20 protein-coding genes are annotated in these 21,812 nt (G+C 69.6%); 12 read left to right on the top strand and 8 right to left on the bottom strand.

The genetic code is table 11. The features are described from left to right. The first annotated feature begins 58 nt into the window (after positions 1–58). The 4 genes from ACFP3H_RS23245 to ACFP3H_RS23230 all read left to right on the top strand — a co-directional run bounded on the left by ACFP3H_RS23245 (position 59) and on the right by ACFP3H_RS23230 (position 4,605). Complete coding sequence (locus ACFP3H_RS23245; RefSeq protein ID WP_378609575.1) at positions 59–1,792, top strand: ABC transporter family substrate-binding protein; 1,734 nt, start codon at positions 59–61, stop codon at positions 1,790–1,792. Continuing rightward, positions 1,789–2,667 carry an N-acetyl-1-D-myo-inositol-2-amino-2-deoxy-alpha-D-glucopyranoside deacetylase gene (gene mshB / locus ACFP3H_RS23240; protein WP_378609152.1) on the top strand — a complete coding sequence of 293 codons (879 nt, stop codon included), beginning with the start codon at positions 1,789–1,791 and terminating at the stop codon, positions 2,665–2,667. Before ACFP3H_RS23245 ends, mshB begins: the two co-directional genes overlap by 4 nt. 98 nt (positions 2,668–2,765) lie before the next feature. Further along, positions 2,766–4,181: an amino acid permease gene (locus tag ACFP3H_RS23235; RefSeq protein WP_378609150.1), complete on the top strand. Its 1,416-nt coding sequence runs from the start codon at positions 2,766–2,768 to the stop codon at positions 4,179–4,181. Between the two features lie 10 nt (positions 4,182–4,191). After that, a complete protein-coding gene (locus tag ACFP3H_RS23230) occupies positions 4,192–4,605 on the top strand; it encodes a hypothetical protein (RefSeq protein WP_378609149.1) in 414 nt (137 codons plus the stop codon). On the opposite strand, the gene ACFP3H_RS23225 is transcribed toward ACFP3H_RS23230, so the two are convergent. The 4 genes from ACFP3H_RS23225 to ACFP3H_RS23210 form a co-directional block, all read right to left on the bottom strand. Further along, positions 4,602–4,952, bottom strand: coding sequence for a DUF1622 domain-containing protein (locus tag ACFP3H_RS23225; RefSeq protein WP_378609147.1), 351 nt, complete (start codon positions 4,950–4,952; stop codon positions 4,602–4,604). The two genes, ACFP3H_RS23230 and ACFP3H_RS23225, sit on opposite strands and share 4 nt — an antisense overlap. 102 nt (positions 4,953–5,054) lie before the next feature. Then, positions 5,055–6,140: a succinyldiaminopimelate transaminase gene (dapC, locus tag ACFP3H_RS23220; RefSeq protein ID WP_378609146.1), complete on the bottom strand. Its 1,086-nt coding sequence runs from the start codon at positions 6,138–6,140 to the stop codon at positions 5,055–5,057. A gap of 20 nt (positions 6,141–6,160) precedes the next feature. Next, positions 6,161–6,484 (bottom strand): ferredoxin, encoded by a 324-nt coding sequence (gene fdxA, locus ACFP3H_RS23215; RefSeq protein ID WP_378609144.1) that lies wholly within the window; start codon positions 6,482–6,484, stop codon positions 6,161–6,163. A 138-nt stretch (positions 6,485–6,622) separates the two neighbouring features. Further along, positions 6,623–9,217 (bottom strand): bifunctional FO biosynthesis protein CofGH, encoded by a 2,595-nt coding sequence (locus tag ACFP3H_RS23210; protein WP_378609143.1) that lies wholly within the window; start codon positions 9,215–9,217, stop codon positions 6,623–6,625. A 135-nt stretch (positions 9,218–9,352) separates the two neighbouring features. Here ACFP3H_RS23210 and ACFP3H_RS23205 point away from each other — a divergent pair, with 135 nt between their 5' ends. From ACFP3H_RS23205 to ACFP3H_RS23195, 3 genes are all read left to right on the top strand, one after another. Continuing rightward, entirely contained in the window at positions 9,353–9,853 is a 501-nt protein-coding gene (locus ACFP3H_RS23205) for a PH domain-containing protein (protein WP_378609574.1), read from the top strand. Then, a complete protein-coding gene (locus ACFP3H_RS23200; protein ID WP_417629266.1) occupies positions 9,850–11,541 on the top strand; it encodes a PH domain-containing protein in 1,692 nt (563 codons plus the stop codon). The genes ACFP3H_RS23205 and ACFP3H_RS23200 overlap by 4 nt, the downstream gene beginning before the upstream one ends. A 111-nt stretch (positions 11,542–11,652) precedes the next feature. Further along, on the top strand, positions 11,653–11,790 hold the full coding sequence (locus tag ACFP3H_RS23195) for a hypothetical protein (RefSeq protein ID WP_378609601.1): 138 nt from the start codon (positions 11,653–11,655) through the stop codon (positions 11,788–11,790). Between the two features lie 34 nt (positions 11,791–11,824). On the opposite strand, the gene ACFP3H_RS23190 is transcribed toward ACFP3H_RS23195, so the two are convergent. Continuing rightward, entirely contained in the window at positions 11,825–12,676 is an 852-nt protein-coding gene (locus ACFP3H_RS23190) for an oxygenase MpaB family protein (protein ID WP_378609141.1), read from the bottom strand. 130 nt (positions 12,677–12,806) lie between these two features. Between ACFP3H_RS23190 and ACFP3H_RS23185 the strand changes: the two genes are divergently transcribed. Continuing rightward, a complete protein-coding gene (locus ACFP3H_RS23185; RefSeq protein WP_378609140.1) occupies positions 12,807–14,234 on the top strand; it encodes an acyl-CoA synthetase in 1,428 nt (475 codons plus the stop codon). A 4-nt stretch (positions 14,235–14,238) separates the two neighbouring features. On the opposite strand, the gene ACFP3H_RS23180 is transcribed toward ACFP3H_RS23185, so the two are convergent. From ACFP3H_RS23180 to dapD, 3 genes are all read right to left on the bottom strand, one after another. Continuing rightward, a complete protein-coding gene (locus ACFP3H_RS23180; RefSeq protein WP_378609138.1) occupies positions 14,239–15,111 on the bottom strand; it encodes an RNA polymerase sigma-70 factor in 873 nt (290 codons plus the stop codon). Then, positions 15,108–16,187, bottom strand: coding sequence for an NAD(P)/FAD-dependent oxidoreductase (locus ACFP3H_RS23175; RefSeq protein WP_378609137.1), 1,080 nt, complete (start codon positions 16,185–16,187; stop codon positions 15,108–15,110). Before ACFP3H_RS23175 ends, ACFP3H_RS23180 begins: the two co-directional genes overlap by 4 nt. A gap of 135 nt (positions 16,188–16,322) precedes the next feature. Next, complete coding sequence (gene dapD / locus ACFP3H_RS23170; protein ID WP_378609135.1) at positions 16,323–17,273, bottom strand: 2,3,4,5-tetrahydropyridine-2,6-dicarboxylate N-succinyltransferase; 951 nt, start codon at positions 17,271–17,273, stop codon at positions 16,323–16,325. A 109-nt stretch (positions 17,274–17,382) separates the two neighbouring features. Here dapD and dapE point away from each other — a divergent pair, with 109 nt between their 5' ends. The 4 genes from dapE to ACFP3H_RS23150 all read left to right on the top strand — a co-directional run bounded on the left by dapE (position 17,383) and on the right by ACFP3H_RS23150 (position 21,799). Further along, positions 17,383–18,474: a succinyl-diaminopimelate desuccinylase gene (dapE, locus tag ACFP3H_RS23165; protein ID WP_378609134.1), complete on the top strand. Its 1,092-nt coding sequence runs from the start codon at positions 17,383–17,385 to the stop codon at positions 18,472–18,474. A 195-nt stretch (positions 18,475–18,669) separates the two neighbouring features. Next, positions 18,670–19,479: an LOG family protein gene (locus tag ACFP3H_RS23160; RefSeq protein WP_378609132.1), complete on the top strand. Its 810-nt coding sequence runs from the start codon at positions 18,670–18,672 to the stop codon at positions 19,477–19,479. Beyond that, positions 19,476–20,021 carry an LOG family protein gene (locus tag ACFP3H_RS23155; protein WP_378609131.1) on the top strand — a complete coding sequence of 182 codons (546 nt, stop codon included), beginning with the start codon at positions 19,476–19,478 and terminating at the stop codon, positions 20,019–20,021. Before ACFP3H_RS23160 ends, ACFP3H_RS23155 begins: the two co-directional genes overlap by 4 nt. Before the next feature lie 11 nt (positions 20,022–20,032). Then, positions 20,033–21,799, top strand: coding sequence for a long-chain-acyl-CoA synthetase (locus ACFP3H_RS23150; RefSeq protein WP_378609129.1), 1,767 nt, complete (start codon positions 20,033–20,035; stop codon positions 21,797–21,799). Positions 21,800–21,812 lie beyond the last annotated feature (13 nt).

Here is a 21,812-nt window from a genome sequence, read left to right as displayed (position 1 = left end):
CGATAAACACAGTAGAGTGCTCGGAGTGAGTCTGGGGCGGCGTGCGAAGTGGCGCGCGATGGTGCTGGCGATGATTGCCTCGACGGCGGTCGTGGCCGGGTGCACGGCGAATCCGCCGCCGCCGATCGAGTCCTCCGATTCGCCCAAGACCACCCAGGCCAAGCCGGGTAAGAACACCGTGGTCGTCGCGATCGACGACATCGGGATCGGTTTCAATCCGCATCTGCGCTCGGATCAGTCCCCGGTGACCAGCGCGGTCTCCTCGATGGTGCTGCCGAGTCCGTTCCGCGCGGCGCCGAGTCCGGCCCATCCGGGTCTGGTCGACTGGGTGCCCGATACCTCGCTGATCGAGTCGGCCGAGGTGAGCGCCCAGGAACCGTTCACCATCACCTACGCCCTGCGCAACCAGGCCAACTGGTCCGACGGCGCCCCGATCGCGGCCGAGGACTTCCGGTTCCTGTGGCAGCAGATGATCAGCCAGCCCGGCGTGGTGGATCCGGCGGGGTACCGGTTGATCGCGGACGTGGCGTCCTCGGGCGGCGGCAAGACCGTGACGGTGACGATGTCCCAGCCGTATCCGGCCTGGCGGGAACTGTTCTCCAACCTGCTGCCCTCGCACCTGGTGAAGGATTCGCCCGGCGGGTTCGCCAGCGGCCTGGTCGACAAGATCCCGGTGTCGGGCGGCAGCTTCACCATCAAGTCGGTCGATCGTGGGCGCGACGAGATCATGCTCGAACGCAACGACCGCTTCTGGGGCACCCCGGCCTCGCCCGATCAGATCCAGTTCCGCCGTGGCGGCACGCCCTCGCAGCTGGCCGAGTCGCTGCGCACCGGCGACGCGCAGATGGCGCTCGTGCACGGCGGCGTGGCGACCCAGGCGCAACTGGCCGCGATCCCCTCGGTGCGGACCACGATCATGCCGCAGGCCCGCGAACTGCAACTCGCCCTCAACGGCCGCTCCGGCGACCTCGCCGATGCGCGGGTGCGCAAGGCGGTGCTGGCCCTGCTCGATCCCGCGCTGCTGGCCACGGTCGGCGCGCAGACCGGCGGCTGGGTGGAACCCGCACGCGCGCAAGTACTTCCGCCGTCGAGCCCCGGCTACGCACCCACCGCGCCGCCCCGACTGAACACCGACGAGGCGTTCGGCCTGCTCGCCGAGGCCGGGTTCGGGCGTGCCCCGGAGGCCCCGACCACCGTCTCGCCGACTTCGCCCGCGCCGCAACCACGTTCGGTGGCGCGCAACGGCAAGGTGCTCTCGGTGCGGATCGGCGCGGTCACCGACGACGCGTCGGCGCTGGCCGTGGCCAATACCGCCGCCGACCAATTGCGCAGTGCCGGAATCGATGCCAGCGTGCGCGGCCTGCCCGCCGAGGAGCTCTACGGCACCGACCTGGTCGAGTCCGCGATCGATGCCGTCGTCGGCTGGGAGCTGGCAGGCGGTGACGCGGGCACCGCGCTGGCCTCGCGCTACGGGTGCGCCCCGGCCGAACCCGCCGGTGCCGACGGTGACGTGCTCGCGGTGGCCGAGGCGTATCGCAAGGCGCCGAGCAATATCGGCGGCGTGTGCGATCCGAGCCTGCAGGGGTCGATGGACGAGGCGCTGCGCGGGGTCGATGTGCCGCGCGTGATCGCCGAGGCCGAGCCGCGCCTGTGGGAGCTGTCCACGGTGCTGCCGATCGTGCAGGACAACGTCGTCGCGGCGGCCGGTCCCCGCGTGGACGGTGTCTCGCTGGCGGGGGCCATCCAACTCGGCATCTTCGGTGACGCCGCGCAGTGGCGGAGGATCCCGTGAGCACCGGCGGCCTGCTGCTCGTGCACGCCCACCCCGATGACGAAACCCTCACCACCGGCGGCACGATCGCGCACTACCGCCGCCTCGGCCTTCCGGTCACCGTGGTGACCTGCACCCTCGGCGAGGAGGGCGAGGTCATCGGTGACCGCTACGCCCAGCTGGTCGCCGGTGAGGCCGACCAGCTCGGCGGTTACCGCATCGGCGAACTCACCGCCGCGCTCGCGGCCCTCGACGTCGCCGCACCCCGCTTTCTCGGCGGACCCGGCCGGTGGCGCGACTCGGGCATGGCGGGCACGCCCTCGGCGGCGAACCCGCGCGCGTTCGTGAACTCCGGCGACGCCGCGGTCGACGAGCTCGTCGCGGTGATCCTGGAACTGCGCCCCCGCGTCGTGGTCACCTACGACCCGCGCGGCGGCTACGGCCACCCCGACCACATCCGCGCCCACGAGATCACCACCGCCGCGATCGAGGCCGCGGCCGCGCAGGGCTGGGACGTGCCCAAGTTCTACTGGACCCTCACCGACGCCGACCTGCTGCGCCAGCACACCGCCGCCCTGGCCCGGCGCACCGTCGACGAACTACCCGGCGCGCTCCCGGCGGGCTGGCGGTTGCCGGTCGAGGCCGAACTGGCCGCCATGTCGACCGGCGGGGTCACCACCGTGGTCGACGTGTCCGAGGTGCTCTCGGCCAAGCGCGCCGCGTTCCGCGCGCACGCCACCCAGGTGAGTCTCGCGCCCAGTGGCCGGGAGTTCGCCCTGTCCAACAACATCGCGCTGCCGGTGCTGCCCGAGGAACACTTCCGGCTGGTACGCGGTCGTCGAGGCCAGGTCGAGGCCGACGGGTTCGAGCACGACCTGTTCGCCGGTCTCGATTGAGTCGCTAGCCACAGGGTTGCCCGCGCGTTCGTAGGTGGGTGCCGGTACCGTTCCGGTGTCCGCGTTCTCGGGTGTTGTCGCACGATGGGTGACGTGTCATGACCGCTGTGGGTGATCGTTCGGATCTCGACGACGAGAACGAGGGCTATCACAAGTCCCTCGGGAAACGTCAGCTGATGATGATCGCCATCGGCGGCGCGATCGGCACCGGCCTGTTCCTGAGTACCGGCGGCCGCCTCGCCGACGCGGGCCCGTCGCTGTGGATCGTCTACGCGATCTGCGGGGTGTTCGTGTTCTTCATCCTGCGCGCGCTGGGCGAGTTGGTGCTGCACCGCCCGACCACGGGGTCGTTCGTCTCCTACGCGCGCGAATTCCTCGGCGAGAAGGCCGCTTTCGTCGCGGGCTGGTTGTACTTCCTGAACTGGTCGATGACCGGCATCGCCGACTCCACCGCCATCGCCCTGTACTTCCACTACTGGCAGCCGATGACCGCGGTGCCGCAGTGGGCGTTGGCGTTGATCGCGCTGGTGATCGTGCTGATCGTGAACCTGGTGAGCGTCAAGGCCTTCGGCGAGTTGGAGTTCTGGGCGGCGCTGGTGAAGGTGACCGCGCTGTGCGCCTTCCTCATCGTCGGCACGGTGTTCCTGTTGGGCCGCTTCACCATTCGCGGCCAACCGACCGGGCCGCCGATGATCACCGAACACGGCGGCCTGTTCCCGACCGGCGTGCTGCCCCTGGTCCTGGTCACCTCGGGCGTCGTGTTCGCCTATGCCGCGGTCGAACTGGTGGGCACCGCCGCCGGGGAGACCAAGGATCCCGAGAAGCTGATGCCGCGGGCGATCAACTCGGTGATCGTGCGGATCGCGCTGTTCTACGTCGGGTCGCTGGTGCTGCTGGGCCTGCTGCTGCCCTACACCGCCTATCACGCGGGGGAGAGCCCGTTCGTCACGTTCTTCGCCGCGCTCGGGGTGCCGGGGATCGGGTCGCTGATGAACGTCGTGGTGCTCACCGCGGCGTTCTCGAGTCTCAACGCCGGGCTGTACTCGACCGGGCGGATCCTGCGCTCGATGTCGATGCGCGGCAGCGCGCCCCACTTCACCGGGGTGATGAGCAGTCACGGCGTGCCCTACGGCGGCATCCTGCTCACCTTCGGCGTGGCGCTGGGCGGGGTGCTACTCAACGGGCTCGTCCCGGATCAGGCGTTCGAGATCGTGTTGAACATGGCCTCGATCGGCATCCTGTCCTCCTGGGCGGTCATCGTGCTGTGCCAGCTGAAGATGTGGCGGATGTGGAAGCAGGGCAAGCTCGAACGGCCCGCGTTCCGGCTGATGGGCACGCCCTACACCGGCTGGGCGACCCTGGCGTTCCTGTTCACCGTGCTGGTGCTGATGGCGTTCGACCGGCCGGTGGGGACCTGGACGGTGGCGAGCCTGGTGATCATCGTGCCCGCCCTGCTGATCGGTTGGCACTTCTCCGGGACGCGTGCGGCGCAGCGGGCACAGCGGGCCGAATAGACTCACGGCCATGGTGACCGATCAGGATCAGCCCACCGCCGTGCTGCGGTTCCCGCGCTTCGCGCTGCCCGACCCGCTGATCTCGGGGCTCATCGTGGTGCTGCTGTTCGCCGACGCGCTGATCACCCTGGCCATGGAAGTGCTGTTCCTGCCGCTCTATATCGGCTCGATCCCGATCCCGGTGGCCGCGCTGTTCGCCGCGCCGATCAATGTCGCCCTGGTCTACGGCATGGAATCGGTGACCACCCGGATCGGCTTCACCTTCGCCCCGGTGGTGGTGTGGGTCTTCGGCTTCCTGGTGTGCGCCTCGCGCGGGCCCGGCGGCGACATCATGCTCGGCAGCGACGGCCGCACGCTACTGCTGCTCGCCTGCGGCGTCCTCGCCCCGGCCGGCTACGTCTACTACCGGGCGAACATGCGCTAGCTCGCCGGGGCCTTCTGCCACGGCCAGCGCCCCGTCAACTCGAGTTCGAGCGAGTAGCTCAGGAACGTCCGCACCAGCACGATCAGCGCCAACACGCCGACACTGGTGAACGACGGCGAGATCGCCACGGTGCGGATGATGTCGGCCGCGACGAGCAGTTCCAGCCCCAGCAGGATCGCCTGCCCGAGCCCACGCCGATACCGCCGATAGGCGACATCGAAATCCCGCCGTCCCGCCAGCGCGCCGAGAAACCGCACCGTCCCGATCAGCCCGCCGATGACGATCGCCGCCACCCCCGCGCCATCGAGCACCCGACCCGCCGTCTCGATCACCTCGGTGAACTCCACCCACGCAGGCTACGCCCGACCCCACCCCTGGACGGTTGATCACCACGCTGTGGTGTACAGGAAACGCGGTTTTCCCGCCACCAGGGCGTGGTGATCAGGTGTTCAGGTCAGGCGGTCGACGGCCTGGGCGATGCGTTCGTCGGTCGCGGTGAGGGCGATGCGGACGTGTTCGGGGGAGCGGGGGCCGTAGAAGTCGCCGGGGGCGGCGAGGATTCCGCGCTCGGCGAGCCAGTCGAGGGTGACGCGGCACGGTTCGCCGCGGGTGGCCCACAGGTACAGGCCCGCCTCGGAGAAGTCGATGCGGAAACCGGCGTCCTGCAACGCTTTTCGCAGGATCTCGCGGCGGGCGCGGTAGCGTTCGCGCTGCTGCGCTTCGTGCGTGTCGTCGCTGAGCGCGGCGGTCATGGCGGCCTGGATCGGGAACGGCATGATCATGCCGGAGTGCTTGCGCACCTCGAGCAGTTCGGCCACGAGCTCGGGGTCACCGGCGACGAAACCGGCGCGGTAGCTCGCCAGGTTCGAGGTCTTCGACAGCGAGTGGATCGCCAGCAGGCCGGTGTGGTCGCCGTCGCACACGCGCGGGTCGAGGATCGAGACGGCCTCGCCCTCCCAGGTCAGGCCCAGGTAGCACTCGTCGGAGGCGACGATCGCGCCACGCTCGCGCGCGAACGCCACCACCTTGCGCAGGTGCTCGATCGGCAGCACCTTGCCGGTGGGGTTCGACGGCGAGTTCACGAAGATCAGCGCCGGGTTCTGCGGGCCGATCTGGGTGAGACCGTCCGCGCGCCACGGCTTCGCGCCCGCCAGCAGCGCGCCGACTTCGTAAGTGGGGTAGGCGATCTCGGGGATCACCACCAGGTCCTCGGAACCCAGACCGAGCAGGCGCGGCAGCCCGGCGATGAGCTCCTTGGTGCCGATCACCGGCAGCACCGCCGCCGGGTCGACCCCGGTGACGCCGAACCGGCGCGCCAGCGCCGCGACCGCGGCCGAGCGCAGTTCGGGGGTGCCGTGGGTGGTCGGGTAGCCGGGCACGGCCGCGACCGAGCTCAGCGCGGCCCGGATCACCGGGTCGACCGGATCCACGGGGGTGCCGACGGACAGGTCGACGAGCCCGCCCGGATGCGCGGCCGCCTTCTGCTTCACCGCGGCGATGGTGTCCCAGGGGAAATCAGGGAGCAGGCTGCTCACGCGGCCACGCACCGGAGTGCTCACTCCTCGGCCATGGGGGGCAGCGCCTTGATGAAGTCGGGGTCGAAGTCGACCGCGCCGACCTTGGTGGCGCCGCCGGGGGATCCCAGCTCGTTGAAGAAGTCGACGTTGGCGTTGATGTACCCGCTCCACTGGTCCGGAGTGTCGTCCTCGTAGAAGATCGCCTCCACGGGGCAGACCGGCTCACACGCACCACAGTCCACGCACTCGTCGGGTTGGATGTAGAGCATGCGGCCACCCTCGTAGATGCAATCCACGGGGCATTCCTCGATGCACGCCTTGTCCTTCACGTCAACGCACGGTTCAGCGATGATGTACGGCACTGCCGTTCTCCTAGTCTGTCCTCACCTGCGGGAAAACTCCGCCCACGCAACCCTAGCGCGGAACTCGGCCCACCCCCAGGTCAGCCTGCCCTTACCTGCGCCGACGGATGGTGGGGCGCAGCGCACTCGAGCGGGGTGTCAACTGATGGGTAGGGGGATGGGTGCGGTCGCGACGCGACCATAGGTGGTGGTGCGTTCGCGGACCGGTCGGTCGATGCCCGCCGCGATCTCGGTGAGTTCGGCGACGGTTTTGGCCGAGCCGTGCTGGGAGCCCGCCATTCGGGAGATCGTCTCCTCCATCAGGGTCCCGCCCAGGTCATTGGCACCGCCGGTGAGCATGGCCCTGGTGCCGAGGGTACCGAGTTTGACCCAGCTGGTCTGGATATTGTGGATGCGCCCGTGCAGCATGATCCGGGCCAGCGCGTGGACCGCGCGGTTGTCGCGGTTGGTCGGACCGGGGCGCGCGGCCCCCGCCAGATACAGCGGGGCGCTCTGGTGCACGAACGGCAGCGGGACGAATTCGGTGAATCCGCCTGTCTCGTCCTGGATTCCGCGCAGCACGCGCAGATGTCCGACCCAGTGCTTCGGATTGTCGACGTGGCCGTACATCATCGTCGAACTCGACGGGATGCCGAGCTTGTGCGCGGTGGTGATGACCTCGACCCAGGCCGAGGTGGGCAGTTTGCCCTTGGTGAGCACCCAGCGGACCTCGTCGTCGAGGATTTCCGCCGCCGTCCCCGGAATCGAGCCGAGACCGGCTTCCTTGAGGGCCGAGAGCCAGTCGTGGATGCTCTGACCACCCCGGGAGGCGCCGTTGACGATCTCCATCGGGCTGAACGCGTGCACGTGCATCGACGGCACCCTGGCCTTGATGGCGCGGACCAGGTCGGCGTAGCCGGTGACCGGGAGTTCGGGGTCGATACCGCCCTGCATGCAGATCTCGGTGGCGCCGTCGACGTGGGCCTCCCAGGCGCGGTCGGCGACCTCGTCGGTGCTGAGGGTGAAGGCGTCGGCGTCGCCCTTGCGCTGGGCGAACGCGCAGAAGCGACAGCCGGTGTAGCAGATATTGGTGAAGTTGATATTGCGGTTCACGACGTAGGTGACCTCGTCGCCGGAGACCTCGCGTCGCAGCGAATCCGCCAGTGCGGCAACGGCTTCCAGATTGTCGCCCTCGGCAGTGGCCAGGGCGAGGTACTGGTCGTCGGTGAGTCCGGCGGGATCGGATTCAGCGGCGCGCAGGGCGTCGAGAACCTCGGAGTCGAGGCGTTCGGGGGCGATGACGGCCAGGTCGCGGGCGTGTTCGCGGATGGTCTCCCAGTCGCCGAACGCGCCGACCACTTCCTGGCCGAGCCCGGAGTCGCTGCGGCTGTCGGTGGCGCGACCCTCGGTGTCGATCGCGGTGTTCAGATCGACCCGACCGACGGAGTCCCACGACTCGTCCGGCTCCTGCCACGGCAGCCCGACCGGCATGGCGTCGGGCCTGGCCAGGCCGGTGACGGGGTCGGTGAGCGCGTCGACGTGCGCGCCGATGCGCGGGTCGATCCACGGGTGACCCGCGCGCACGTACTTCGGATGCGCGGAGGTGCGCTCGACCAGGGTGAACCCGGCCGCCTCGGTGATCTCGCGCAGGGTGTCCAGGTTCGGCCACGGGCGCTCGGGATTGACGTGGTCGACCGTCACCGGCGACACCCCGCCCCAGTCGTCGATCCCGGCGTCGATCAGGGCACGACAATCGCTGTGCGACACCAGATTCGGCGGCGCCTGCACCGGAACATCCGGTCCGAGAAGCAGTCTCGTCACCGCGACCGTGGCCAGGAACTCCGCCACATCGGCGTCGGGGACATCGCGCATGGCGGTGTCGTGCTTGGCCCGGAAGTTCTGCACGATCACCTCCTGGATGTGCCCGAACTCGCGGTGCTGCTTGCGAATCGCCATGATCGATTCGGCCCGCTCGGTGAGCGTTTCGCCGATGCCGACCAGGATGCCGGTGGTGTAGGGGACCGAGTGGCGACCGGCGTCGGTGATCGAGCGCAGCCGCACCGCCGGGTCCTTGTCGGGGCTGCCGTAGTGGCATTCGCCCTTGTCGGTGAACAGGCGGGTGGCGGTGGTCTCGAGCATCATGCCCATGGACTGGGCCACCGGCTTGAGGCGGGCGATCTCGTTCCAGCTCATCACGCCGGGGTTGAGGTGCGGCAGCAGGCCGGTCTCCTCGAGCACCAGGATCGACACCGCGCGCAGATAGTCAAGGGTGGAGTCGTAGCCGCGCTCGTCGAGCCACTGCGCGGCCTCGGGCCAGCGGTCCTCCGGGCGGTCGCCGAGGGTGAACAGGGCTTCCTTGCAGCCCAGCGCGGCGCCCTGGCGGGCGATCTCGAGCACCTCGTCGGGTTCGAGGAACATGCCCTTGCCCTCGGCGCGCAGCTTGCCGGGCACGGTGACGAAGGTGCAGTAGTGGCACTTGTCCCGACACAGCTTGGTGAGCGGGATGAACACATTGCGCGAGTAGGTGATGGTGCCCGGCCTGCCCGCCGACTCGAGGCCCGCGTCGCGGACCCTGGCGGCGCTGGCGCACAGGTCGACCAGGTCGTCGCCGGTGGCGTGGAGCAGCACGGTGGCCTCGTCGACGTTCAACGTGACACCGTCGCGCGCGCGGCGCAGGGCCCGGCGCATCGCCGCCGGACTCGGTGCCTGCATCGGAACGCTCGGCTTCGGAAGGTCGCTCACCCCGTCGATCATGCGCTACTTCTCTCCCGAACGTGTGGTCGGCCGGTTACCGGCGTGGTCGTGCTCGTGGCCACGACAACCTCGCGCACGCCCGCCCGTATTCCCGAGGGGCTGAATCCGTCGGTGGTCCGTGGAACCATGGTCGACATGTCGTTGCCGCGCTCCACCATTCTGGCCGAACCCGCCTGGCGTCCCAGTCCCAAGGCGAAGGTGCTGTGGGCGGTGGAGAACGCGATCGGGGTGGTCGTGCTGTTCGTCGGGCTCGCGGTGTGGGTGTTCTTCGACGACTCCCATCGGGGCTGGCAGGCGGTGGCCGGGCTGGCCGTCGCGGCGCTGGGAGCGCTCACGGTGGTCGTGGTGCCGCTGTGGCGCTACGCGGTGCACCGGTGGGAGGTCACCGACGAGGCCGTGTTCACGCGGGTGGGTTGGCTGGATCAGGAATCGCGGGTCGCGCCGATCTCGCGGGTGCAGACCGTCGACACCGAGCGCGGGCCGCTGGAACGGCTGCTCGGGTTGGCCACGGTCACGGTCACCACCGCGTCCTCGGCCGGGGCGGTGAAGATCAGCGCGCTGGATCTGGCGATCGCCGAGGAGACCGTCTCGCGCCTGACCGCCATCGCCGCCCAGCACCGCGGGGACGCCACGTGAGCGCACCCGTGACCGACTGGCAGCGGTTGGATCCGCGCATGCTGCTGGTGTATCCGGTGACCGAGATCGTGAAATACATTCCGGTGCTGCTCGGTACGGTCATCGTCGGCACCACCAGCGGCAACCCGATGTGGAGTCTGATCCCGGTGGCGCTGGTGGCCGCCTACGGTGTGGCGCGCTGGTTCACCACCTCGTTCCGGATCGACGCCGATCACGTGCAGTTGCGCACGGGAATCCTGCAACGGCGGAAGCTGTCCGTGCCACGCTCGCGGATTCGCTCGGTGGATGTGGAAGCCGACCTGCTGCACCGGGTGCTCGGTTTGGCGGTGCTCGAGATCGGGACCGGCAAGCAGACCGCGAAGGGGGAGGAGTTCAAGCTCGACGCCCTCGATACGCGACGGATCCCGCCCCTGCGCACCGAATTGCTCTCGCATACAGCCGAACACACGGAGGCCACCGAGGATTCACCGCCCGATGCCGAATCCGGGATGGAGATCGGGCACTGGCAGCCGGCCTGGGTGCGCTACGCGCCGCTGTCGCTGACCGGGCTGGCCATCTTCGCGCCGCTGCTCGGGTTGGCCGCGCAGTACGGGCTGATCGGGTGGATTTCCCGGAGTTCGGTGGTGCGGCAGCTCGGTGACGACAGCGCCACCGGGGTGGCGCTGGTCGTCGTGGGGTTGACGGTGTTGTCGCTGGTGCTGGTGAGTCTGGCCGCCTGCGCGCAGTATCTGGCGACCTGGTTCGGGCTGCGCGTGCTCGACAACGGTGCCACGCTGCATCTTCGGCACGGACTGTTCACCGCTCGTCAGATCACCCTGGATCTGGCTCGGTTCCGCGGGGCCACGCTCAGTGAGCCGCTGCTGCTGCGGGCTGCTCGTGCGGCGCAGTTGGAAATGATCATGACCGGGGAGAATCCTCGGCAGAAGGTTCTTCCGCAGGCGCCACGGGCGGCTGTCGAGCGAACCCTGGACGAACTGCTGCGTACTCGGCGGCGGCCTCGTGCCTCGGAGGGGGCTGAGCGGGCGCCGGCATCGGCGGCCGGGTCGGTGGGTGGCTCTGACGCGGTAGTCGCGTGGTCCGCGGGCGAGTCGCGATCGGTGGGTGAGTTGCGATCCGTGGGTGTGTCGGTGCCACTGACCAAGACCAGCACCCCTGAAGTGCCGTCTTCTGATGTGGCGAACATCCTTGCACCCCAACCGATTACCGGCGCGACACTCGGCACTGTTCCGCTCCATCAGCACGGCCCCGCCGCCCGACGCCGCCGCTACACCCGTGCGCTGTGGCCCATCGGTGTCGCGGTGGTCGTCATGGTCGTCCTCAGCGTGACGGGCACCTCCCTGCCGGGATGGGCGTGGGGTGTGCCGGTGGTGCTCGCCCTGGTCCTCGCAGCCTTGGCCGAGGACCGCTACCGGGGTCTGGGCCATCGTGTTCTCCCCGGAACCACCGGCCCCACCTGGCTCATCACCCGGCGGGGCAGCCTCGATCGCAATCGCGACTGCCTCGAAGCGCCCGGGATCATCGGCTGGACTGTGCGACAGACGTTTTGGCAGCGGCGTGCGGGGCTGGCCACCATCGTCGCGGCCACGGCGGCGGGACGGAAGGGTTACCTGGTGGTCGACATTCCGATCGACCAGGCGGCCGAGCTGATCGAAGCGGTGACGCCGGGACGCCTCGGATACCGGCACTGACCGGTCGCGCCGCCGGGAAGTAGCGGGCACCGCTCCGGCAGCGTGGGACCACCACCGGATCGGTTAGGGTCCGACTGTCGGGTCGGCACGGGATCGGAAGGCGCGCAACGGATGCACGGGGTGGAGTTCGCGGCCGGCACGGTCTTCGCGGGATATCGGATCGACCGGCTGCTCGGACGCGGCGGCATGGGCGCCGTGTACCTGGCGGCGCATCCGCGACTGCCACGGCAGGTGGCGCCACCGATCTGACGTTGGACTGAGCCGATGCAGGCGGTGGGTCGGGTCAGATCAGGGGTTTGCCCTGGCGGTTGCGGCGGCGCATGTCGGCGAGGGTGGCGTTGAAGGGGAAGTTGCGTAGGGGGTGGGGAAGGTGGGCGTAGAGGCGGCCGGTGGTGTGGAGTAGGCGGGTCAGGCGGCGTTCGTCGGCGGGGGTCCAGGTGAGGTCGAGTTGGTCGCGCAGGTGTGGGGGGAGCAGGCCGGTGGTGAACCAGCGGTGGAAGGGCGCGAAGAGCAGGCGCAGGGGGGTGGGGAGCATGGTGAGGTCGAGCAGGCCGTCGAAGTAGGCCTTGATGGTGGGGTCCACGGTGGTGCGGGGTAGGTGGGTGGACCAGTAGTCGGCGAAGGCCGCGCGGTCGGCCGGCCACATGTCGCGGGGGACCTGCAACGTGGTGCCGAGGTGGTGGGCGTAGTCGTAGAACTCGTCGGCGACGGCCTCGTCGAGCGGGCCGTAGAGGCGGGTCAGCACGTCGTTGGAACCCCAGTACAGGCAGGCCGCCACCCACAGTTGCAGGTTCTTGTCGAAGGCGTTGTAGCGCACGGGACTCGCGGCGGTGGAGTGCACGTGGCGGTGCGCGGAGTTGATGGCGGCGCGGTAGGCCGCGCGGTCGGCGTCGGTGCCGAGCAGGGCGACCGAGAGGTAGGTGAGTGTGGTGCGGGTGCGTTTCACGGGATGGCGCGTGATGCTGCCGGTGTGGACCGTGGATTCGGCGACGCCGTAGCCGACGGGCGGCAGGCTGAGCTGCATGATGATGTTGGCGGTCGCCCCGTAGAAGGCGGCGGCGCCGTCGATGTGGTCACGGACATCGAACTGCCCCGACTTCGATCGGCCGGCCCGTGCGCGCGAGAGGATGGTCATCGTCGACCCCGTTCACGTCGGTGAAGCCTCTCCGGTGAGAGAGTTACACGTAAAATGTCTCATCATGTCGTCGGGGTGTCAACGGACCGGCGACAGCCGCCGTCGCGGCCGGCCGCGTTAGCGTGGACGGATGTCCTACGGTCCGCCGCTGCTGCTCGCCTCGTTGAATCCGATCGCCGTCGCGGCCGGGGACGATATCCCCGACGCCCTCACCATCGACGGCACCACCCTGTCGCGCAGTGATCTGCTCGGCGCGGCAACCTCTGTCGCGGAACGGATCTCGCGCGCCGACCGGGTCGCGGTACTGGCCGAGCCGACCGTGCGCACGGTGCTGGCGGTAGTCGGTTGCCTGATCGCCGGGGTGACGGTGGTCCCGGTGCCGCCGGACGCGGGAGTCGCTGAGCGCGAACACATTCTGCGCGATTCGGGGGCGCAGGCATGGCTCGGCACCGCGCCGGAGGGCACCGAGCTGCCGGTGGTTCCGGTCCGCCTGCACGCCCGCTCCTGGCACACCTATCCCGAACCGCACCCCGCCTCGGTCGCGTTCATCCTCTACACCTCCGGCACCACCGGCGCGCCCAAGGGCGTGATGCTCAGCCGCGGCGCGATCGCGGCCGGCCTCGACGCGCTGGTGCAGGCGTGGGCATGGACGTGGAAAGACACACTGGTGCACGGACTTCCGCTGTTCCACGTGCACGGCCTGATCCTCGGACTGCTCGGTCCGCTGCGCGTCGGCAGTCCCGTCATCCACACCGGCAAGCCCACTCCCGAGGCGTACGCGGCGGCGGGCGGCAGCCTGTACTTCGGTGTGCCGACGGTGTGGTCCCGGATCGTCGAAAAGCCGGAACTGGCCCGCGAATTGGGCAAGGCGCGACTGCTGGTCTCCGGGAGCGCGCCCCTGCCGACCCCGGTCTTCGACAAGCTCGCCGAACTCACCGGCCAGGCGCCGATCGAGCGCTACGGCATGAGCGAAACCATGATCACCCTGTCGACCCGCGCGGACGGCGAGCGCAGGCCGGGCTGGGTCGGCACGCCCGTGCGCGGGGTCGAGACACGACTGCGCGACGAGACGGGCGAACCCGTCCCGCACGACGGCGTGAGCATCGGCGGGCTCCAGGTGCGCGGGCCGATGCTGTTCGACGGCTACCTCAACCGCCCCGACGCGACCGCCGAGGACTGGACCGAGGACGGCTGGTTCCGCACCGGCGACGTCGCGGTCATCGACGCCGACGGGTTCCACCGCATCGTCGGCCGCGAGTCGATCGACCTCATCAAATCCGGCGGCTACCGCATCGGCGCGGGCGAGATCGAAACGGCGCTGCTCGGGCATCCGGCGGTCGCGGAAGTCGCCGTGGTCGGCCTGCCGGACGACGACCTCGGCCAGCGGATCGTGGCCTTCGTCGTGCCCCGCGACGACAGCTCCGAGGATCTCGCCGTGGAGCTGACCACCCATGTGGGCGAACAACTTTCCGCCCACAAGCGCCCACGCGAGGTCCGCTTCGTCGACACCCTGCCGCGCAACGCGATGGGCAAGGTGCAGAAGAAGCAGCTCTCCTGAACAACTACTCCGGAACTTTGACGCCCCTGAGCTTGTCGGGATTGCGCACGCTGTAGATGGCCGTGATCACCTCGCCGGTGACCTCGATGGAGGTCACCTGGTCGAGCACCCCGTCGAAGCTCGCCAGGATCGAGGGCATCGCGTTGTAGATGCCGAGGTGCACGTCCATCGCGCCCATGCGCTGTCCCCTGGCGAGAAGGCCGAGGACGAGTCGGGCGACCTTGTCCTGGCCGAGAACCGGGCGGCGCACCGCGTTCACCACGCCGCCGCCGTCGCCGAGGAAGACCACGTCGGGGGCGAGCACGTCCATCAGGGCCTGCACATCGCCGGTGGCGGAGGCGATCATGAACCGTTCGACCACCGACTGAGCCTGCTCGGGAGTGGCGATCGCGGTGTGGCGGTGGGCGTGCACGCGGTCGCGGGCGCGGTGAACCAGTTGGCGTACAGCGGCTTCGGACTTGTCGACCGCGGCCGCGATCTCCGGGTAGTCGAACGCGAACACCTCGCGCAACACGAACACCGCCCGCTGCACCGGGGTGAGCTTCTCGAACACCAGCAGCATCGCGGTGCTCACCGCCTCCCCGGTGAGCACGTGCTCGACCCCACCGTCGGCGGAGGTGGCCAGCGGTTCGGGCAGCCACGGCCCGATGTACTCCTCGCGCCTGCGCGCGGTCGAACGCAGCATCCCGAGCGCCTGGCGGGTGACGATCTGGGCCAGGTAGGCGCGCGGGCTCTCGACCAGCGCCAGGTCGACCCCGCGCCAGCGCAGGTAGCTGTCGTGCAGGACGTCCTCGGTGTCGGCGACGGTGCCGAGGATCTCGTAGGCGATCGAGAACAGCAGCCGCCGGTTCTCGGTGAAGATGTCCTCGTGGGTCACCGGCGCGGACCTTTCAACCACACGCTGCGGCCGGTGCGCGAGGCGTCGGCGGCGTAGCGGGTGACGCGCTCCTTGACCACCACCGCGATCGGCCCGCTGAAGGCCACGCGGCGAGGATTGTCGGCGCGGTCGGTGAGCTGTTGCAGGGCGTCGCGGCGGCCCAGGCTCATGCCCTGCCCCGCGTAACCCAGCGAGAACGGTCGCGGCGCACGTCCCTTGCTCATCCTGGCCAGGGTATCGGCCGCGTGCGCGCCCTGCGGCCCGGCGGTGGCGCAGGCCATGCGCATCCCGGGCACGGCCGCGCAATCGCCCACCACGAACACGCGCGGGTCGGTGATGCTGCGTAGGTTCTCGTCGACCAGGGCGCGGCCGTCGGCGTCCACGGCCAGGCCACTGCGGGCGGCGAGTGCGGGGACTTCGGCGAAGACGGCCCACAGGGTCAGGTCCGAGCGCAGTTCGGTGCCCGAGTCCAATCGCACAGTGGCGGCGCCGATTTCGGTGATGTGCTCGGTCACGATTTCGACATGCAGTCGATCGAGAACGGCGCGAACGCGCCGCTGCCCACCGGCCGAGAGCGAGGCGCCGACGGTGTCGCTCACCAGTCGCACCCGCAGGTCCGGGCGGGCTTCGGCGATCTCGGTCACGGTCTCGATCCCGGTGAGACCGCCGCCGATGACCGTGACGATCGCCCCGGCCGCCAGCGCCGCCAGCTCCGCGCGCGCCCGCTGCGCACCCTCCCAGGTGGCGACCGGAATCGCGCCCACGGGCGGATTCGCGGTGCTGCCCACGGCCAGGATCGCGTGGTCGAAATCCAGATTCCGACCGTCGGACAGGGTGAGGGTGCCGTCGCCGATCTTGTCCACGGTCGCGGTCGCGATCCCGATCGGATCCCGCAGCATCTCGCGCAGCGGCCGCGCGGCCTCGCCGGTGCCCGCGATCTGCTGGTGCAGACGCACCCGCTCGATGAACTCACCGCGTGGATTGACCACGGTGATCCGCGCGTCGGGCATCTTGCGATGCAGCCGATTCGCGGCGAGCGTTCCCGCGTACCCTGCCCCGATCACCACGATGTTCATCTGTGCCTCCTGCCGTGGATTTCAACGTGTCGACCATGAGATGCGGCGGGTCGAAGCGCTGTGACAGTGATGCGCGACACAGCGAAAAGGCCCCGCCCTCCGAGGAGGTACGGGGCCTTGCCGAACAGCGGGAAATCAGTCGTTGGCGTGCAGCGCGGCGTTGAGTTCGACGCCGGTGCCCTTGCGCGGGACGACCTCGACCGCGCCGGTGGTCGAGTTGCGGCGGAACAGCAGGTTGTTGCGACCCGACAGGGTCGCGGCCTTCACGACCGTGCCGTCGGGGCCGGTCACCTTGGTGCCCGCGGTGACATAGAGGCCCGCCTCGATCACGCAGTCGTCGCCCAGCGAGATGCCGAGCCCGGAGTTGGCGCCCAGCAGCGAACGCTCGCCCACCGAGATCACCTGGGTGCCGCCACCGGACAGGGTGCCCATGATCGACGCGCCGCCGCCCACATCGGAGCCGTCGCCGACCACGACACCAGCCGAGATGCGACCCTCGACCATCGAGTTGCCCAGGGTGCCCGCGTTGAAGTTGACGAAGCCCTCGTGCATGACGGTGGTGCCCGAGGCCAGGTGCGCGCCGAGGCGGACCCGGTCGGCGTCGGCGACGCGCACGCCGGCGGGGACCACGTAGTCGACCAGGCGCGGGAACTTGTCGACGCTGAGCACCGTCACCGGGCCGCGGGCGCGCAGCTTCAGGCGGGTCTGTTCGAAGCCGTCCACCGCGCAGGGGCCGTGGTTGGTCCACACCACATTGCTGAGCAGGCCGAACTGGCCGTCGAGGTTGAGGCCGTGCGGGCGCACGAGACGGTGCGAGAGCAGGTGCAGGCGCAGGTAGACGTCGTGCGCGTCGACGGGAGCGGCCGACAGGTCCGCGATGGTGGTGCGCACCGCGATCACCTCGACCCCGCGCGCGGCATCGACGCCGAGCAGCTCGGCGAACTCGCCCGCCTCGGCCGCGTCGAGCCGCTTCGAGCCGGTCTCGGTGAACTCGCCCAGCTCGGGGCTGGGGTACCAGGTGTCGAGCACGGTCCCGTCCGAGGTCACATTGGCAATACCGACTGCTGTCGCTCCCTGAATACTCACGGGGCTCATTTTGCCCGGTCCGCACGCCGAGCTGTGCCGCGGGCCCTGTGCGATCGGCCACGTGGCCGGTATCCCGGGATCGAGGGCTCACCCGTACTACTGTCGAGATGTGACTCTCGATTTGCGTGCCGACCCCATCCAGTTGACCGCCGACCTCGTCGACGTGCCCAGCGTCTCGCGCGACGAGGCCAAGATCGCGGACCTGGTCGAGCAGGCACTCCGGGAGCAGACCACCGGGTTCGAAGTGGTGCGCCACGGCAATGTGGTGCTGGCGCGGACACAGCGGGGGCTGCCGACGCGGGTGATCCTGGCCGGGCACCTGGATACGGTGCCGATCGCCGACAATGTGCCGAGTCGACCGGACGAGGTCGACGGTGAGGCGGTGCTGTTCGGTTGCGGCACAGTCGATATGAAGTCCGGTGACGCGGTCTTCCTGCACCTCGCGGCCACGATCGAGGATCCCGCCCACGACCTCACGCTGATCTTCTACGACGGCGAGGAGATCGCCGCGGAGTTCAACGGGCTCGGCCAGATCGAACGGGAACTGCCCGAATGGCTCGAGGGCGATCTGGCGATTCTCGGTGAGCCGTCGGCCGGTTGGATCGAGGCCGGGTGCCAGGGCACGCTGCGGGTGCGGTTGAGCACCTCGGGCGTGCGGGCGCACTCGGCGCGAGCGTGGTTGGGGGAGAACGCGATTCACGGTCTCGCGCCGATCCTGCAGCGGTTGTCGGAGTACACGGCGCGCCAGGTCGACATCGACGGGTGCGTGTATCGCGAGGGCCTGTCGGCGGTGCGGGTGTCCGGCGGGGTCGCGGGCAATGTGGTGCCCGATGTCGCCGAGGTGGATGTGAACTTCCGTTTCGCCCCCGATCGCGGTGTCGAGGACGCGATCGCGCACGTCCGCGAGGTCTTCGCCGGGCTCGACGTGAGCTTCGAGGTCACCGACTCCTCACCCGGCGCCCTGCCCGGCCTCACCGCCCCGGCCGCGCGCACCCTCATCGACTCGGTCAACGCCCACGGCGGCGGTGGCGTGCGCGCCAAGTACGGCTGGACCGACGTGTCCCGCTTCGCCGCGCGCGGCATTCCCGCCGTCAACTTCGGGCCCGGCGACCCCAACCTGGCCCATAAGCGCGACGAGCACGTCCCGCTGAGCCAGATCACCGCCGTCACCGCCATGCTGCGGACCTATCTGTCGCGCTAGATCGTCCGGTCCAACGGTGTGGCATTTTCGTGCACTCCTGAGCAATTCGGCCCGGAAAACGGTCCGATGCGCGTCCGAGTGCACGAAAATGCCACTCTTCTCCGAACGCGTGTCGAACCGCCGGCGCGACCTCGAGACGGAACCCGGATCACCGGGCGCGGTCCGGGCGCCGATCCGACACAGTAGGTTGGTGGGATGTCTACCGAATCCGCTGATGAACAGGTCGGCAAGGTGAAACCCAAGTTCCGTGGGCCGGTGATGTTGCGTCGTCAGCGCAAGCCCGGCGGGCGGACCGCCGATCGCAGCCTGCTCGACACCCGGCAGGACAGCGACTGGGTACACACCGATCCGTGGCGGGTGCTGCGGATCCAGGCCGAGTTCGTCGAGGGCTTCGGCGCGCTCGCGGAGATCCCGCCCGCGGTGACGGTGTTCGGCTCGGCGCGCACCGGCCGCGACCACCCCGAGTACGCGGCGGGCGTGGCGATCGGCGCCGCGCTCACCGAGGCCGGTTTCGCGGTGATCACCGGCGGTGGACCGGGCGCGATGGAAGCGGCCAACCAGGGTTGCTCGGAGGCGGGCGGCTATTCGATCGGGCTCGGGATCGAGCTGCCGTTCGAGCAGGGGCTCAACGAATGGGTCGACCTGGGCATCAACTTCCGCTACTTCTTCGTCCGCAAGACGATGTTCGTGAAGTACTCGCAGGCCTTCGTGTGCCTGCCCGGCGGCTTCGGCACCCTCGACGAACTGTTCGAGGCGCTCACCCTGGTGCAGACCCGCAAGATCACCCGGTTCCCGATCATCCTGTTCGGCTCGGCCTACTGGCAGGGCCTGGTCGACTGGCTGCGTGACTCGATGGCCGTGTCGGGCAAGATCTCGCCCGAGGACCTCGACCTGATCCAGATCACCGACAGCGTCGAGGAGGTCGTGCGGATCATCGCGGGCGAAACCGGCGAGACCGTCGAACCCACCGATATCGAAGCTCTCGGCGCCGAGGATCAGTGGTGAGCTACTCCGTCTGTGTGTACTGCTCGGCCAGCACCGCCGAGCCCGAACTGATCAGCCTGGCCGCCCGCGTGGGCACCGAGATCGCCCGGCGCGGTTGGCAATTGGTCTCCGGCGGCGGTCACGTGTCGATGATGGGCGCGGTCGCCACCGCCGCGCGGGCCGGTGGCGCGCACACCATCGGGGTGATCCCCAAGCACCTCGTGCACCGCGAGGTCGCCGATGTCGACGCCGACGAACTGCTGGTCACCGACACCATGCGCCAGCGCAAACAACTCATGGAAGAGCGCGCCGACGCGTTCTTGACCCTGCCCGGCGGGGTGGGCACCCTCGAGGAACTGTTCGAGACCTGGACCGGCGGCTACCTCGGCGAACACACCAAACCCGTTGTCGTACTGGATGCCAACGGTTTTTATGACGGGCTGTTCCACTGGCTCGACGAACTGTCCGGGCGCGGCCTGGTCTCGCGACAGGCGCGTGAGCGGCTCATCGTGACCACCGACCTGCCCGCCGCGTTCGCCGCGCTGGAACCGGCCGCACCGTAGGAGAGATCGACGTGAGCACTGACGCCCGCGACACCGTAAGCGTGTTCGACCTGGCCAAAGCCCTGCCCGGAATGGCCTTCGACGCCCCCGGCATGCTGCGCAACGCGCGCGGAATGCTGGTGGGGCCCAAGGACAAAGCCTCCATCGGGCTGTACTTCCAGCGGGTCGCCCACCGCAGGCCCGACCGGGTGTTCCTGCGATTCGAGGGCCGCGCCTACACCTACCGCGCCGCCAACAGCGAGGTGAACCGCTACGCCGCGGTGCTCACCGAGCGCGGCGTGCGACGCGGGGACGTGGTCGGCGTGCTGATGACCAACCGACCCGAAACCCTGTTCACCACACTGGCGGTGCTCAAACTCGGCGCGACCGTGGGACTGCTCAACTACAACCAGCGCGACCAGGTCCTGGCCCACAGCATCGGCCTGCTCGACAGCGTGCTCACCGTCGTCGGCGCGGAATGCCAGGAGGCGATCGACTCGCTGCCCGAGCCCGCCGCGAACCTGCTCGCCGCCGAGGACCTGGCCGAATCCGCCCGCACCGCAACCGATTCCGATCCCGCGGTGTGCGCGCAGGTCAGGGCGGGGGAGCGGGCCTTTCTGATCTTCACCTCCGGCACCACCGGTATGCCCAAGGCCAGCGTGATGACCCACCACCGCTGGACCAAGAGCATGTCCGGCCTCGGCGGGCTCGGCATCCGGTTGCGCGGCGACGACGCCCTCTACTGCTGCCTGCCGCTCTATCACAACAACGCGCTCACGGTCGCGCTGTCGGCGGTGCTCGCGGGCGAGTCGACCTATGTGCTCGGCCGCAAGTTCTCGGCCTCGGGCTTCTGGGCCGAGATCGCGCGCGAACGGGCCACCGCGTTCATCTACATCGGCGAACTGTGCCGGTACCTGCTCAACCAGCCGGTGCGGCCCGGTGAGAAGGGCAACCGGGTCCGGCTCGCGGTCGGCAACGGGCTGCGACCCGAGCTGTGGGACGAATTCCGGCGCCGGTTCGGGATCGGCCGGGTGGTCGAGTTCTACGGGTCCAGCGAGGCGCCGCTGGCGTTCGTCAACGCGTTCGGCGTCGACCGCACCGCCGGACTGTGCCCGCTGCCCTACGCCGTCGTCGAATACGACGACGAGACCGGCCACCCGCGCCGCGGTCGCGACGGCAAGCTGCGCCGGGTGCGGTCGGGTGGGGTCGGGCTGCTGCTGGCCAAGGTGAACAACCGCCAGCCCTTCGACGGCTACACCGACGCGAAAGCCTCCGAGGCCAAGTTGGTGCGCGACGGGTTCAAGAAGGGCGACTGCTGGTTCGACACCGGCGACCTCGTGCGCGACCAGCACTTCTGGCACATCGCCTTCGTCGACCGGCTCGGCGACACCTTCCGATGGAAGGGCGAGAACGTGGCCACCACCGAGGTCGAGGGGGCGCTCGGGCACGACGAGACCATCGACCAGGCCGTGGTCTACGGCGTCGACATCCCCGGCACCGACGGCAAGGCGGGCATGGCCGCGATCACGCTGGCCGAGGGCGCGACCTTCGACGGGAAGGCCCTCGCCGCGACCGTGTACGGGCGGCTGCCGCTCTACGCGGTGCCGCTGTTCGTGCGGGTGGTCGCGGAGTTGGAACAGACCTCGACGTTCAAGAGTCGCAAGGTGGAGTTGCGCAAGCAGGGCTACGCGCCCGACGCGGACAGTCGGCTGTATGTGCTTTCGGGGCCGACCCAGGGGTATGTTCCGGCCTACGACGAGTACGCGGCCGACGTCGCGGCCGGTCGAGCCCCGCGATAGGTCTGATCTCGAA

Origin of the sequence: Nocardia lasii, assembly GCF_042658545.1 — a bacterium.
Classification (GTDB): Bacteria; Actinomycetota; Actinomycetes; order Mycobacteriales; family Mycobacteriaceae; genus Nocardia; species Nocardia lasii.
Note: the sequence above shows the minus strand (reverse complement) of the source record. Positions and strands in the feature narration are given on the sequence as shown.

What these genes read in the sequence shown, in the direction of transcription:
- ACFP3H_RS23235 (WP_378609150.1), top strand. Translation starts at nt 2,766, where the DNA reads ATGACCGCTGTGGGTGATCGTTCGGATCTCGACGACGAGAACGAGGGC.
- ACFP3H_RS23230 (WP_378609149.1), top strand. Translation starts at nt 4,192, where the DNA reads ATGGTGACCGATCAGGATCAGCCCACCGCCGTGCTGCGGTTCCCGCGC.
- ACFP3H_RS23175 (WP_378609137.1), bottom strand. Translation starts at nt 16,187, where the DNA reads ATGAACATCGTGGTGATCGGGGCAGGGTACGCGGGAACGCTCGCCGCG.
- ACFP3H_RS23195 (WP_378609601.1), top strand. Translation starts at nt 11,653, where the DNA reads ATGCACGGGGTGGAGTTCGCGGCCGGCACGGTCTTCGCGGGATATCGG.
- ACFP3H_RS23210 (WP_378609143.1), bottom strand. Translation starts at nt 9,217, where the DNA reads ATGATCGACGGGGTGAGCGACCTTCCGAAGCCGAGCGTTCCGATGCAG.
- ACFP3H_RS23245 (WP_378609575.1), top strand. Translation starts at nt 59, where the DNA reads ATGGTGCTGGCGATGATTGCCTCGACGGCGGTCGTGGCCGGGTGCACG.
- ACFP3H_RS23190 (WP_378609141.1), bottom strand. Translation starts at nt 12,676, where the DNA reads ATGACCATCCTCTCGCGCGCACGGGCCGGCCGATCGAAGTCGGGGCAG.
- ACFP3H_RS23185 (WP_378609140.1), top strand. Translation starts at nt 12,807, where the DNA reads ATGTCCTACGGTCCGCCGCTGCTGCTCGCCTCGTTGAATCCGATCGCC.
- ACFP3H_RS23205 (WP_378609574.1), top strand. Translation starts at nt 9,353, where the DNA reads ATGTCGTTGCCGCGCTCCACCATTCTGGCCGAACCCGCCTGGCGTCCC.
- ACFP3H_RS23160 (WP_378609132.1), top strand. Translation starts at nt 18,670, where the DNA reads ATGTCTACCGAATCCGCTGATGAACAGGTCGGCAAGGTGAAACCCAAG.